At 34.8% G+C, this 12228-nt stretch carries 11 protein-coding genes and 3 pseudogenes; 4 read left to right on the forward strand and 10 right to left on the reverse strand.

Annotated features, from left to right (window positions below):
* The 10 genes and pseudogenes from AC1MPL_RS12150 to AC1MPL_RS12195 all read right to left on the reverse strand — a co-directional run.
* Positions 1-349 (reverse strand): annotated as a pseudogene (locus AC1MPL_RS12150) (transposase); the annotation flags it as partial.
* Positions 350-402: 53 nt separating this feature from the next.
* The gene (locus AC1MPL_RS12155; protein WP_479766291.1) at positions 403-624 is read right to left on the reverse strand and encodes a hypothetical protein; all 222 of its coding nucleotides are present in this window, start codon (positions 622-624) and stop codon (positions 403-405) included.
* Positions 625-869: 245 nt separating this feature from the next.
* Positions 870-2035, reverse strand: a protein-coding gene (locus AC1MPL_RS12160; RefSeq protein WP_479764079.1) for an IS3 family transposase whose coding sequence is annotated in 2 segments (ribosomal slippage) — positions 870-1777 and positions 1777-2035 — 1167 coding nt in all. Because the reading frame shifts where the segments join, the coding sequence is not laid out codon by codon here.
* Positions 1998-2510, reverse strand: coding sequence for a hypothetical protein (locus tag AC1MPL_RS12165; RefSeq protein ID WP_479766292.1), 513 nt, complete (start codon positions 2508-2510; stop codon positions 1998-2000). Before AC1MPL_RS12165 ends, AC1MPL_RS12160 begins: the two co-directional genes overlap by 38 nt.
* 189 nt (positions 2511-2699) lie before the next feature.
* A pseudogene (locus AC1MPL_RS12170) lies at positions 2700-3392 on the reverse strand (IS6 family transposase).
* Positions 3393-3491: 99 nt separating this feature from the next.
* Complete coding sequence (locus tag AC1MPL_RS12175) at positions 3492-3845, reverse strand: hypothetical protein (protein ID WP_479766293.1); 354 nt, start codon at positions 3843-3845, stop codon at positions 3492-3494.
* Positions 3846-3847: 2 nt separating this feature from the next.
* Positions 3848-4165: a type II toxin-antitoxin system Phd/YefM family antitoxin gene (locus tag AC1MPL_RS12180; protein WP_479766294.1), complete on the reverse strand. Its 318-nt coding sequence runs from the start codon at positions 4163-4165 to the stop codon at positions 3848-3850.
* 73 nt (positions 4166-4238) lie between these two features.
* Entirely contained in the window at positions 4239-4832 is a 594-nt protein-coding gene (locus AC1MPL_RS12185; RefSeq protein WP_479766295.1) for a recombinase family protein, read from the reverse strand.
* A 145-nt stretch (positions 4833-4977) separates the two neighbouring features.
* Positions 4978-6137 (reverse strand): annotated as a pseudogene (locus tag AC1MPL_RS12190) (IS3 family transposase).
* A 130-nt stretch (positions 6138-6267) separates the two neighbouring features.
* Entirely contained in the window at positions 6268-6513 is a 246-nt protein-coding gene (locus AC1MPL_RS12195; protein WP_479766296.1) for a helix-turn-helix domain-containing protein, read from the reverse strand.
* A 144-nt stretch (positions 6514-6657) separates the two neighbouring features.
* Between AC1MPL_RS12195 and AC1MPL_RS12200 the strand changes: the two genes are divergently transcribed.
* The 4 genes from AC1MPL_RS12200 (at position 6658) to AC1MPL_RS12215 (ending at position 12113) form a co-directional block, all read left to right on the forward strand.
* Complete coding sequence (locus AC1MPL_RS12200) at positions 6658-6900, forward strand: hypothetical protein (protein ID WP_479766297.1); 243 nt, start codon at positions 6658-6660, stop codon at positions 6898-6900.
* A 1035-nt stretch (positions 6901-7935) separates the two neighbouring features.
* Positions 7936-8907: a replication initiation protein gene (locus AC1MPL_RS12205; RefSeq protein ID WP_479766298.1), complete on the forward strand. Its 972-nt coding sequence runs from the start codon at positions 7936-7938 to the stop codon at positions 8905-8907.
* A gap of 513 nt (positions 8908-9420) precedes the next feature.
* Positions 9421-10011, forward strand: coding sequence for a plasmid mobilization relaxosome protein MobC (gene mobC, locus AC1MPL_RS12210; protein WP_479766299.1), 591 nt, complete (start codon positions 9421-9423; stop codon positions 10009-10011).
* Positions 10011-12113, forward strand: a complete 2103-nt coding sequence (locus tag AC1MPL_RS12215) for a hypothetical protein (protein WP_479766300.1) — start codon at positions 10011-10013, stop codon at positions 12111-12113. The genes mobC and AC1MPL_RS12215 overlap by 1 nt, the downstream gene beginning before the upstream one ends.
* The last annotated feature ends 115 nt before the right edge of the window (positions 12114-12228 follow it).

Consider the following 12228-nt stretch of genomic DNA (forward strand, 5'->3'; position numbering starts at 1 on the left):
AGCCATCAAAATAATAGGAAATAAGTGTCTTTGCGATTTCATATAGGCGTACCTTACTGACTTTCTTTGGCAAAGTACGCTGCTGCCTTTTTTCGAAATTCACGTTCCATTTCGGCTGTTTTAAGCTGCTGTTTAAGTTTTTTATTTTCTTCGAGTAAAGCATTTAGATCAGGTGAATACTGTTTTTAGTCAAAGTCCCTGCCTTTGCCTTTGTATTCCAGTTCGAAAGGGTTTGCATGGAAATGCCGAGTTCTCTAGCTGTTTGGGATACATTGCCTTGATTGGCTTCTATTGCTTTGATCGCTTCAGCTTTAAATTCTGCCGTATACGTCTTGTGTTTCTTGCTCATGGTAAACTCCTGATGAGTATGTATAGTTTACCAAGTTAAACCCTCCTGTTTTTTCAGCAGACATCATTTAAACGTCTTACCAGTATTTTTAATTTTTCATCATACTTATAATGATATAAAAAAACAGCATCTCTATGTGTAAGACCCTTGGGTAAAATCACAAATTTTAATATGTTTTTTTCTTTTGCGATGTCAATAATTTGCTGGTCATGTGGAAGTAATTTTTTATTAATATCGTCAATTGAATATCGGCAAAGAATTCTTTTAATATCCATGCTATACCCATATAGTGTAATGAATAATAGAAGTGGATGTACTACGAAATCTTTATTATCATATTTAATGTTGATTAATTGATTCCGATCTTTTTCAGAAATTTGATTAAAGTATGATTTAAAATCAAAGGGAGTAGAATGAATTGTACTGTTATAATCAGGGTTTTTTGCAAGCTTTTGAGTTGTTAGTGCTTTATAAATAGTGATGTGTGCTGAATTATCAGGAGACTTTCACTTGGGAGATTTTAGGCAGCCAACTTGCAAAAGTCCTCTGCCATTTGATTTGGTGTCTTAAAATCCAAACCTTTTTGAATTCTTCGTTGATTATAAAATAACTCTATGTATTTTGTAATCTCCGCTTTGGCTTCTTCCCTCGTTTTATAGCTATGATGATGCACCAATTCGTTTTTGAGTATGCCCCAGAAGCTTTCAATCGGTGCATTATCGTAACAATCGCCACGCTTGCTCATTGAACCCTGAAAGCCACATTTTTCAAGTAAGTTTCGATATTCATGACCGCAATATTGGCTGCCTCTGTCTGAATGCACAATGAGGTCCTTAGTTGGTTTTTGATTGCGAATAGCCATATTCAATGCATCACAAACAAGCTTGGCTGTCATACGCTCATTTAAGCTGTAGCCAACCACTTGTTTCGTGTAAAGGTCTTTTACAGCTGCTAAGTACAACCAGCCTTCAGTTGTCCATATATACGTAATATCACTCGACCACGCTTGATTTGGTTTAATCATTGAGAATTGTTGTTCAAGCAAATTTGGATAGATCGCTCGGTTATGGTCACTGTTCGTTGTTCTTTTGAAACGCTTGTGGCGCTTACAATACAGCTGATTTAACTTTTTTATCTGACGAACGGCATAGGCACTAATTTTTACGCCCTGAGCCTGTAAATGCTTGGTTAAACGAATATAGCCATAGCTCTGTTTCGTTTCCTCATGTGCTATTTTGACCAAAATTGCTTGTTGATTTCGCTGAATTGATTGTTTACTCACACCTTGTTTTAGCCAATCATAAAAGCATGAAACTGATACGTGAAGTAAGCGAGCCATCAAAATAATAGGAAATAAGTGTCTTTGCGATTTCATATAGGCGTACCTTACTGACTTTCTTTGGCAAAGTACGCTGCTGCCTTTTTTAGAAATTCACGTTCCATTTCGGCTGTTTTAAGCTGCTGTTTAAGTTTTTTATTTTCTTCGAGTAAAGCATTTAGATCAGGTGAATACTGTTTTGTACCGGCTAAAGTCCCTGCCTTTGCCTTTGTATTCCAGTTCGAAAGGGTTTGCATGGAAATGCCGAGTTCTCTAGCTGTTTGGGATACATTGCCTTGATTGGCTTCTATTGCTTTGATCGCTTCAGCTTTAAATTCTGCCGTATACGTCTTGTGTTTCTTGCTCATGGTAAACTCCTGATGAGTATGTATAGTTTACCAAGTTAAACCCTCCTGTTTTTTCAGCAGACATCATAGAATATATCTCATAATTTTCTGTAACATTTATATCAAACGTTTCTATAGAAAACCTTTCTGTTGATTGTCCATCTTTCCAAATACTACCAAATGGCATTTTATGTAAAAAATTAATAGGAATTGAAATAGTAATATAAGAGTCATATATATTATCTCCTGTAGCATTCATATATATAGGTGCAGTCAAGTCAGCAAGGACTATATCAATATGAACAAGTGAATTATCAGAATTTGTATAAGTTTGTATTTTATGTTTATACCAAAGGACAACATATTCATGTTTAGGATTGTAGTAATAATTTGACTTATATCTTGATATGTTTTCTGTATTTTCCAGTAATTTAGAAAAATTAAAAGAATTTTTATAATATTCACGCTCGTATGCGTTCTCTGCAAAAAAATGCATAATTATGTTCTCGTTAGATTTTTTCTATTTATTTAGAATATTACCATTTATTTGTTATTTTTATACTTGGTGTGCAGTTTAGTTTTCCTAAAATTAACATAATCCTGATTATCTGAATTAAAAATGGAAGTATTAGCGGTTCTGTCACATTAAGGATTTAAAAGCGAATATTAGACTATTTTTGATATTTTACGTCATCAACAGATAGAATAATCTTATGGATGTGATTTCATCTTTGGATGTATTGAGTTGTCCTTTACGAAGCATGTGCATCCATTCAATGCCGGATAAAATAATCTTGGCACACCTGAATGATTTAAATCCTATATGGGTCGAATGCGTCTCTTAATGAGTCGATGATCTTGTTCCTCTCGGTTATTTAAGTATTTATTTTGCCGTATTTTGAGGAGGCTGATCGTCGAATCAGTATTTCGATTCAGATGACGTAATACGGCATGATTTGCTACGCTATGATCAATCGTCACCGTATAGGTGTCCATTGTAACGTATGGCTTGATGGAAGAATCTTAAAGCTGTACGGGTATTGCGCTTAGCTGTCAGCAAGAAGTCGATGGTTTGCCCTTGTGAATTTACTGCCCGATACAAATACCTCCATTGTCCTTTAACCTTGATATAGTTTCCATCCATCCGCCAATGTGTCCCTACTGCTTTTTTATGTTTTTTGAAGGCCTGATCAAGTAAAGGAGTTAAGCGAATAACCCATCTATGCAAGGTTGAATGATCGATATCAGCCCCACGCTCTTTCATTATTTCCTCAAGGTCTCTTAAGCTCAATGCATAGCTCAGATACCAGCGTAAGCATTGTGCAATCACGTCTGTTGGATAATGAAGGCGTTTAAATGCTTGGGAAATAGTGCTCATTGAGTGACTGTAAATTTAATCAGTTTAGCAAACTTTCCTTAATGCGACAGAACCTTAATTCTAGGTAATTCGCAACACACCCTAACACAATCTTAGCACCTAACCTCCTATGACTCGCTGTTTGTAATTTTTAATAAATTCAGCTAAATCTTGAATATCGCGTAAAGTTAATTGGCCCGTAAATTTCCCATATTTCATTACCTCTGTGAGTTCATAGCTTTGACCACTTTTAATATCTATATATGAGGGCACTTTTAAGCCAGCTTGTCTCCAATCCTTAATAGGATAGTACTGTTTCTTAATGAACTCTGATTTGTTGGTATATTTACTCGTAATAGAATCCAATACAACAAGCCCCAGCTTTACCTGACCTACTTCTACTGTATAGCGTTCTTTACCTTCTTTAGTGTTCCCAAAAGCTACAAAAATTTTGTAGATATCTCCTACAGCCATAACTACTTACCTTTGATCTCATGGAATACACCTAAAGCATCTGCTCGCATTTGTTTTAATGGTTGGTTTTCATATACAGATATTTCTAATAAATCAGCAGCCATTTGACGACCAAGCTCTTCCCTACGTGCCATTTCAAGTTCAGCTTGCATTGTTTGAAAATCCTCATAACTTAATACCACAGCTTCAGGAACATTGTTCGTGAATACAAAAACAGGCTTATGTGTTTCTTTTACACCTTGAACAATTTTAGTCCATGATTTGCGAACATCTGTTGCACTTGCTGTTGTACCATTAATAGAGTGCAATATATTTATCATTAAATTTACCTATATATTTATCATCAAATATAGTTTAATTGAAATCTTACTTAAGCGAAAGTAGCAAAAATACTCATATTTTTGCTACCCGATATACCGTTGCCACTCCTACGCCTACTGCTTTTGCAATTTCTTCCTTAGTCATACTATCAAGTGCCAGTAATTGCTTAATACGAGCATGTTTAGCGCGATTAGGAGCTTTTCCTTGAGGTTTATAGCCAGAACGTAGTAAACCCTGCTTAATGCGCTCTTTTCGCTTCTCATTATCCAATCTTGCCATTGTTGCAAGTAAATCAATTAGCATTGAGTTAATTACTGAAAGTATTTCACCTGTAATTCCATCTTGAGACAAATGATGCGTTGTTGGTAAATCAGCAACAACTAGTCTAATACCTTTTGCTTTAATCTGCTGTTTAAGTACATCAAAGTCTTTTTGGGATAACCTAGATAACCGATCTACACTTTCAACTAAGAGAACATCACTATTGTTAGATTCACTCAGTAACTTGTTTAACTCTGGACGAATAAGTTTTGTTCCTGAAAAGTTTTCAACGTATGAACAATAATTAGATGAGTAACTTTTACTGAAATTAATCAGATCATCTAGTGCTCTTTCTGCATCTTGATCTTTGGTAGATGCTCTTACATAAATTCTTACGACACTCATATCAATTAGACTTCAATATTTAAGTTGAGTAATAAAAATAAGATTTTGCATGATTTTTTATATAAATGATAGTCTAACGATAGTTTTTATAAAAATGATGAATTTTCTAACTTGGGTATAATCTAAAGATAAAGTGACAATGATCCTAGACAGAATTGTGGACATTCGATCTCTCTAAAGAGTTCAAATAGTTTTGTTCAAAAACCTCAGGGCTTAACCAACCATTTGCAGAATGTCTTCTAATCCGATTGTAGTAAATTTCAATATACTCAAACAAGACTGAATTGGCCTCTTTTCTTGTAGAAAATACACTGTCATATACAACATGCCCCTTTAATGTGTGGAAGAAACTTTCAGTCACTGCATTATCCCAACAGTTCCCTCGACGCGACATACTTTGGACCGCATCATTTGTCAGCAGTAAGGCTCTAAAATCACGGCTACAGTACTGGCTGCCTTGATCAGAGTGCACCATCATACCTTTAGGATAACCTTGACAGGCAAGTGCGTAGTTAAACGCATCACAGACCAATTGATGATCTATTCGTGTGCTTGTTTGCCAACCCACGATACGTCGACTAAACAATTCCAACATCACGCATAAATACAGCCAACCTTCCTTTGTGTGAATTTACGTAATATCAGTCGTCCAAACCTTATTTGGTTTAGGCACTGCAAATTGATGATTTAACAAGTTTGGTGCTGTTGGTAAACGGTGATTTGAATCCGTTGTATGCTTGTATTTACGGGCGACTTTACTACGTAATCTTAATTTGCTTAACATCCGACCCAAAGTACGCTCACTCATACTGTAGCCTAAATCATGCATATCATGGACAAGAGATGGGGCTCCTAAACGTGCATGGTGCTGCCAATAGGTTGATCTCAGATTATCATAGTCTTGCTTTAACCCATGTGCTCTTTTACGCCAAGCATAATAACCTGAAGGGCTAACAGCTAAACACTGACAAGCAGTCGCTAGAGTAATGCCCTGTATTCTCATCTTGTTAATTACCGTGTACTTTTCTTGGCTTGATCTGTCAGAAAGTACACATGTACTTTTTTTAGGATGTCATTGGCCTCTCTGAGCTGTTTGACTTCTTTTTCTAAATCCCGTATTCGCTATTGTTCAGGGGAAAGCTCTCGTTTCCTTGAGCCTTGAGGATTGGCCACGCGAATCCACTTGTCTAAAGTGGAGTAACCAACACCGAGTTTACCTGCAATTGTTGCTAATGGTTCATGTGCGTTCGCAAGTGCATAATTGATTGCTTGCTGTTTAAATTCCTGATTAAAGCGTCTAGCCATTTGTTCATCTCCAAAGTTAATTTTACGTTAGCTTTAGAGAGACTTTTTGTCCACTTTTTTGTCTAGGATCAAAAAAATAATCCATAAAAATGGGAGCAATTGAACTGCTTCCATTTTTTACACTCAATCTCTATTCAGATTGACTTTCTATACGAGTCTTTTCGTATTCCTGAACCTTTTTAAAAATTGGATAAAAATCAAAACCATCCTCTTTCATTGTTGAAATCAGAGATATAATCACAGCCAAGTGAGATGGTACATAACCAACTTTATTATAGTTAGTAATAGAGTTTGGTCTCATTCCTAATAATTCAGCAAATTCTTTAATTGATAGACCTGCTTTACCGATCAGTCTTTGGAATTCTTCGTAAGGCATGAGATTTAAGTTCAGCAACAAATAAAAGAGAATTATAGCATAAGCATAATATTTACAATAAGCACACAATAAATTGTGCTTAACACATATTTTTATGTGTTTTAATTATCTCTATCAGGTATCTATACCCTTAGGAGGTTTGTTATGAATTATTTTACATCACCCAAATTATTTATATCACCAAAAGTAAAAAAACTTGGTTTAGAGTTGATTCAAGAGTTCTATATTCAACAAACTGCTCGTTTGGCATTTTATTTAGACGTTAATCCTTCTTTTAATGGTCATGAAGCTGTATTTTTTTGGATTAGAAACTATCTAGAGGAATACCCTGAAGCTAGTTTTTCTGAAATTAGAAATCATTTTACTCGTCTAGTACCTCAATATTAGCCATTTTTCACTCCTATTAGCGGTACTTAAGTAAGAATAAGTACCGTTTTAAGATATATTATAGTCCTTCTCTTGTTCATATATTTTTTACGTTCTTAATTTTTAATTTCTTTTCAGTTGCTGCCATTTAGCAAATTTAGCCTCGTAATATGGTTTATCAAGTTAATAGCAATTTTCTGCACGTATACGATTAATTCATATAATTATTTTTCGGTATAACTTAAGCTGTCCATTATCAACTCCTAATACATTTGCAGTCAGTTTCTTAGTACCAACTTTTTAGGGATTCTTAGGATTATGACGTTTAAAAAATTGTTCTGGGTATGATCAATTTTGTCATCATCTCTTCGCTATACATGAAGTGCAATTAGGTTGCCAAGTTTCAGCATGAATATGAATGGATCAGGTGTAAGAAAGTTTATAGTGATCTGAAAGTTCAGTAATAAATCATCAGTAAGCTTAACTTTTTATTTTGTACTAATTCCTTTAGGTAGTGCAATAACTAAACTTGAACTCACGGTCATTTTTTCGTTGATATAAGTTCACAGTTTCCCAAAGTTTCTCAATGCGTGTAAGTACTACAAATGACTATGATCATCAAAACTTATTTTTCATTATTTACTATAAGAAATTTTCTCACTTTAGTACTTCTAAAGCTTTTACATAAAAATCATTTGGTTAATTAACAAACAAATGATTTTTGTTTACTAATTTCAGATTCGCTATTTATAGTGCTCTCCAAGTGCTACAGATGCTTTAATTTACTTGATTATACTTAGCTTTATTTGAAGGAAGTACTATATTTGAACAAGTTTAATTTATGAGTTAATTAAGTCATTGAAAAATATCTACTTCTAATTGAGTTTAAAGTATGCTAAGTTTTTTAATTCAATTTTTAGGTGTAAAAAAAACAGATTAAAAATCTGCTTTTTTTACTTTGTTTCACAGATACGTAAACATCTGAAAAATACAAACTAGAGACTTGCTATTTTAATGATGTTTTATGTATTTGCAACTACTGTGAAGTTGCAGATTATGAATAATATACAATTTTTAGAAGTTTTTTATAAAAACCTCGCACCCAAGCCATACTGTAGCTACGGTAAAGGTACAGCAACCTTTATTCGTTCAAAACATCATGCAATTAAATTTCCACTCATTCAAGTTAATCCACCGCATATCGTCAGATATTTGATTTTTGATATTGATATGCCGGATGCATATTTACATTTTTCGGATGCTCAACTTCCAGTACCCACATGGATTGCTAAAAATAAAGAAAATGGCCATTGCCATATCTGTTATGAGCTAAAAATTCCCGTTTGTAAAACTGAAAATGCGCGATTAAAGCCGTTAGCCTATCTCGCCGCTATTGAGCATAGCTATGCAAATAAACTTGGTGCAGATTTAGAGTATGCTGGCTTACTCACAAAAAATCCAATTGATCGTAAAAACTGGGAAGTTACTTTACTCAATCCTCGACCTTTTGAATTAGATGAACTTGCTGATTATGTCGACTTAGATTACCAACCTAAGAAGATGACTAAAAATGAAATATCTGGGCTTGGACGTAACTGTGCCATGTTCGATAGTGTTCGCTTTTGGGCATATAAAGAAATAGGAGGAAGTATCGACATGGGTTATAAGAGCTGGCATAGCAAAGTTCTTAATACCGCTCAGAGCGTAAATCATACGTTTTTACAGCCACTACCGCATTCAGAAGTTAAAGCAACAGCAGCTAGTGTCGCAAAGTGGGTTTGGCGAAATCATCATAGTGCTGAGTTTCAGGCTAAATTTAGCGAGAAACAAGCGAATAGAGCAAAAATAGGTAATACACAAGGTTCAAATTCAAAAGGTGGAAAAGCTCGTTCATTAAATTATGCGGATTCAAGACAAATGGCACTAAAACTACATATAGAAGGAATGAATAATACGCAAATTGCTGCAAAATTAAATGTAAGTAGAAAATCAATTACGCGTTGGCTAACGGGGAAAATCGTCATTTAAGTGGGACAGTGCCGCCAAATCAGATATTAGCCCGTTTAGCGCTAATAGAGTCGAAACCTTGGATCCTTCAAAGACTTAGCAATTACTCATCTGGTAATGAGTTGGGATCAAAAAACCTATCGTTTAAGTGCGATTATAAGCTCACGACCGATCTTTTCACATATATTTTCATCCATTATTAATTATTTAAAATTGCTTAGAACGCATAACAGTGCTTTTAAATTCCTGACTAAAGCGTCTAGCCATTTGTTCATCTCCAAGGTTAATTTTACGTTAGCTTTAGAGGGAATCTTTGTCCACTTTTTTGTCTAGGATCAAATTAACAGTTATTGAAAGCTGATTAATTTCACTTTAAAGCGATTTTTTCTATTTAAAAAAAGTAAACCTATTTCTTGATTTTTTTCTAAAAAATTTTCAATTCAAATCATTATTCAATACTCTTTTACTTAGGTTGTTAAGTGAGCAAGCATACCTGTGCCCCCAAAAATCTTCGATATTTTGGTATTCAGGAGCTTGTTAGGGGTTCCACCCCTAAGACCCGGAAAAGCAAAAGCTGGAGCGAAAATGAAGAATGAAATAGCTACTCAGAAACAGCAATATCAAAAGCAAAAGCAGGTCAGGAACATTATAAAAAAGTACAGATTTAATCAATTTGAGCTTGAGCAAATCGACGTAATTTTAAAAATGAGAAATCAGTCTTTAACTGATTTTTTACGAAAAGCGATTCAGTCAGAAATCCAGCGTAGTTCTTTTTATGTTCCGACATTGAAAGAACTTAAAAACAGTTTTGTTCTTAAACCAAAACATATTAAAAAAACAGAGATTCAAATTGTTAAACGCTATCAAAATATAGATCCGAAATTACTGCTCGAATTAAGCAGAATCGGTAATAACATTAATCAAGTTGCGCGTGCATTAAATATTATAAAAAAGGATTCGGTAACAGAACTTACAAAGTATGACTTCTTGCAATGCCAAATCATTTTAAAAAACTTTCAAAATGATTTTCAAAGTTTATTGCCAAGATTGCCCAAAATTCAACGCTCAGAAAAAGCGATCGAAAAAAGAAAAGCACAATTAGAAAAAAAAGGTTTGGAGCTCTAATGTTAATCAAGTTCTTAGAACATGGAAAAGGAGCTGCAAACAGAGCATCAGCTTATGTTCTAGATTCTGTTGATCATTTAAATCGAGCTAGAGCTGGCGTTGATGTACTACGTGGAGATCCAATTACATTTACTTCTATCTGTGATTCTAGTCCTCATCTTTGGAAATATACGAGCGCAGTGATTGCCTGGGCAAAAGATGACAATCCAAGTGATGTACAGATACAAGAGGTTTTGAATGAATTTGAAAAACATGCTTTCGCTGGACTTGAAACCCATCAATATCATTTATTTGCGACTCAACATATAGAAGATGACGGCTCAAAACACATTCATATACTTGTGCCTCGATTCGAACTTGAAACAGGAAAGAGCTTAAATATCGCACCACCTGGGCATGAAAACTATTACGCACCACTACGGGATTATTTTAATTATAAGTACAACTGGTCCCGCCCGGATGATCCCCTTCTTAGAGCAACAACCAAAGCACCGCATCACGTTGAAAAAATTACCGCACAAGTAAAAAAAATATTGGATCAAGAATCCTTTGAACTGCTCAAAAAAGCGCAGTTTTGCAGAATGATTGATAACTACGTGAAAGTGTTACTAGAGAGTACCTTTGTTCAAAACAGAACAGATATTGCAAAGTGTTTGCGAGAGCTCAATGGAATTAAATCAGTTAAAGAAGGGAAAAACTATTTAACAGTGACATTAAATGATGAAAAAAAACACAGACTAAAAGGCAATTATTACAATGACGAATTCGAAATTAACGCTTACAGAGAGCATCTCAAATCAGCAGAATATGCTCGAGAAGCTGCAAATGGAAATAAGCAGCATGCAAAAGACGCTCGAAAACTTTGTGAGCGTGCTAGAGCATCAAGAACAGAATATAACACAAACAATTACAAGAGTAAGCATACAGACAGAACAGGCAGAAACCGTATCGAATCGAATATCGACATTGATGTACGCAATCAACAAAGCGAGTCCGACGAAAATTCTCGAAGTGAACAACGAAATCAAATCAGAAATGAACAACTTACTTTTGACACTAAAGACACTCGATACAACGACAGTCACTACACTCAAAAAGGACATAGAGAGTCTGAATCTCAAAATCAAACAAGCAAAACAAATGATATTACAAGATCTGAAAATCGATACGCAGAAGATCGAGGATCAATTTTACTCAATAGTGATCGGAGCAGCAGAACAATCGATACCGAAGATCAAACACATCACCGAAGAAAAAATGGAGACAAAACTCAAGGAATTATTGCTATCAGAAAGATCGATTTGGATGATCTATGGGTTAATAGTTTTCTTGATATTTCTACTGCTTATGAGTTCATTTTTAGCGTATCAAATCTTTGCAAACACAAAACAGATCGAGATGCAAAGAAGCGAAATTCTTCAAAATACTGGGATTTTGAACTCGCAAATCGTACAGATGCAGAACCAGTCAAGTTACTTACAACAGATGGTGAAACACAGGAGATAGAAGATGGCGATAACAATGAGCGAAATCGACAAATATATCTTGAATCAGCTCGAATTATTGAAGAACGAAAACGCATTGCTGAAAACGTACAACAAAACATTGATCGAGCAGATCGAGCAACAAGAGAATATCAGCTTAGAACAAATGAAATTATTATCGAGTCTCAACGATATCAAGAAAACACTCGACGCAGAAAATCAACAACTAGTGGAACATCGTATCAGCTTAGAGAATACATTAATCAGCTCAAGAAGCGATTTTATGAACAGTTTAGAAAAAGAATTGCCTCAGTTTTTAATAAAGTTCAAGCAGTCTTTGCAAGAAAGTTTCATACAAGACATGAGAGCATACACGACATCAGAAGAAATCAAAGAGACAATTCAATTGTTGATTTCAGTAGAAATGATGAAGCAAAAGCAGGAATTTCTCGAAGAGATCCAACACGAGGTCGAATCGGTGAACAATTATCACGACGAATTCAAGATATTGATACAACAACTCTCAGCAAAGCTGTAGCGCAAATTGAGCTTAAAAATAAAGAGAAATCGGCGCAGAAAAAGTATGAAAAAGACAACAGCTCAAAATTCGAATGGTGATTACAAAACTGCAGCACTGAAGTTTACATCTTCTTTTCAATTGGGCCTAAACTTTAATAAAGTTCAATGATTTAGTTTAGTTAGTTTACTTAATTTAGTCAGTTTAGTTAGTTTG

The sequence above is a fragment of the Acinetobacter sp. N1-1 genome (genome assembly GCF_056711485.1).